The organism is Spiroplasma endosymbiont of Megaselia nigra (assembly GCF_003987485.1).
In the GTDB taxonomy this organism is placed as follows: domain Bacteria; phylum Bacillota_I; class Bacilli_A; order Mycoplasmatales; family Mycoplasmataceae; genus Spiroplasma.
Map to the genome: position 1 here is coordinate 1 of NZ_RCOO01000179.1, position 2,179 is coordinate 2,179.

Annotated in this window: 3 protein-coding genes and 1 pseudogene; 3 read left to right on the plus strand and 1 reads right to left on the minus strand. The window is 22.3% G+C overall.

Translation table 4 applies throughout. From position 1 onward, the window contains the following. A partial coding sequence (locus D9R21_RS05875) for an IS1 family transposase (protein ID WP_148108853.1) occupies nucleotides 1-252 on the minus strand: 252 nt, incomplete at its 3' end. A gap of 74 nt (nucleotides 253-326) precedes the next feature. Here D9R21_RS05875 and D9R21_RS05880 point away from each other — a divergent pair. The 3 genes and pseudogenes from D9R21_RS05880 to D9R21_RS05890 all read left to right on the plus strand — a co-directional run. Further along, nucleotides 327-725, plus strand: a pseudogene (locus D9R21_RS05880) (M20/M25/M40 family metallo-hydrolase); the annotation flags it as partial. Nucleotides 726-952: 227 nt separating this feature from the next. Continuing rightward, complete coding sequence (locus tag D9R21_RS05885; protein WP_126821471.1) at nucleotides 953-1,372, plus strand: hypothetical protein; 420 nt, start codon at nucleotides 953-955, stop codon at nucleotides 1,370-1,372. Next, on the plus strand, nucleotides 1,341-2,072 hold the full coding sequence (locus D9R21_RS05890; protein WP_126821472.1) for a hypothetical protein: 732 nt from the start codon (nucleotides 1,341-1,343) through the stop codon (nucleotides 2,070-2,072). Before D9R21_RS05885 ends, D9R21_RS05890 begins: the two co-directional genes overlap by 32 nt. The last annotated feature ends 107 nt before the right edge of the window (nucleotides 2,073-2,179 follow it).

Consider the following 2,179-nt stretch of genomic DNA (forward strand, 5'->3'; position numbering starts at 1 on the left):
AAAAGCATCAAAACTAGCTCGACATTTTTTGCATAAATATTTTTGTTTTCCTTCAGGATTATGACCATTTTTAACACAATGAAAAGATTTGCAATTAGGACATGTAATGCCTGTATCTCTAAATTTTTGATCAATTTCATTTAAACGTTTTTGTTTTTTGATTACCTCTACTTCTTTTTTTATTTTTTCAGCAAATTCTAAAAATTGATCATTTGTAAAACTGTTTTTTAATTCTGTAATTATTTTTTCCATCAATTATTTACCTCTATATATTAAAAATATACCTAAAATTAGCTATATTTTATAAATATCAAGAGTTTTCTACAAAATTAAAGGAAAAAACACGCTTAACTTTAAATATGCGCGTTCCAATTTCATATAAATTACCTGATGTACAAAAACCATTAACAGCAGAATTAAAAAAATATAACTTGGAATTAACAAATATTTATTGGCAAGAAGCACTTTATATGCCAGTTAATAGTCCAATGATTAAAAATATTATGAAAGTTTACCAAGAGGTGACTGGTGATACCCACACAAAACCTGTAGCAATCGGTGGTGGAACATATGCTAAAGCAATGCCAAATTGTGTAACATTTGGCGCTGAATTTGATATTAATGAATCAACAATGCATTCTTATAATGAGTATGTTAAGCTTGATGATTTAAAAAAAATGTTAGAAATTTATACAAAAGCGATTCCTTTGTTAGAAAAAAAATAGCATAGTCCTTAATTTAAATAATGATATCTATTCATCTTTTTCACAAATAAAAAATAATTATTATATAATAAAATATATAAATTAAAAAATATAAAAAATTACTAAGCAGAATATTACAGACATAAATAAAATAGTTATTAATGATCTTATATTTTGCTTTTTAGATTAGTTCATTAAAAGAAAAAGAAAGTGGGAAGTATAATGAAAAATAGCATTATTAAGGAAAAATGAGTGAAACTGTTAAAATTATTTTGGAAAGCATAGATGGAACTTTCTTTTTAGGATTATTTACATTTTTAGGAATAGTTGTTAGGGAAAGAAATAAGACTAAAAGACGAAAATTTGAACTTAAGCATCAAACTTTTCTAGAATTACTAAAAAATCAAACTTTAGATAAAACAACAATCCGTTTAATGGCTCAAAAAATTCTTTTTTTAGAGAAAAAAAATAAAAAAATAAAACAGACAGAAGAGTTTTTTGAAAAAAATAAAAAAATATTTGAATTATTAGAAGCTAAAAATATTATTGATAAAATAGCTGACCTTATTAATCGTTTAGATGAAAGTGAACAAACAGATGACAATAATAGCGATAATAGAAATGAGGAAATTGATTATGAGCAAAAAAATGATGAAAAGAAGAATTAAAGATGAAAAATATGAAATTTTATTTAAAATTTATTTAGATAAGTTAAATAAATTAGAAGAAATGGAAAGCAAAAGTAAATTAAATATTATTAATAATTTTTTAGTCATTGAATTATTATCAATTTCGTTTACAACTGCCGTTTTATTGTTAAAAAATGAAATTAAGTTTGAACAAGTTAAAGAATATTTAAAATTTGCTTCTCATTTTTATAATAATAAATTAGAAATTAATCCTAATACTGCGAGCTTATTAGTTGAAATGTCAGTCGAAGAAGAACAAAAATTTTCAAATTTATTAAAAGAAGAAAATGATATTGTTAACAAATATGTTATTAGATTAAATAATGTCTTTTTAATTAAGTATGAAAATGATTCATGAGAACGATTTAATTCATTATATGATATTGAAAAACAATATTTTAATTCTCATAAAAAAGTCCAAAAATGAAATCAAAAATTAGAAAAAGTTTTAACAAATATCATTACTGAAAAGAATTTTAATAATATCCATCAGTGAGATGTCAAAAAAGAGATTAATCCTTTGTATCATCAAAAAAATATTACAAATGAAAAAAAATATTACCATTTCTTCCAAACAAATCATATTTTGAACCAAATAAATATAATTATTAAAAAAGATAATATTAAATATAAGACTGCACCCCAAAAAGTAAGTAAAATTAAAAAAGAACTTTACTAAACTTTTAGAGGAGGTGCATTTTTTAATGGCAGGAAAAGAACAAAAATTTAAAACATATACTGCAGAATTTCGAAAAAATACAGTAAAAGAAATTGAACAAACATCGC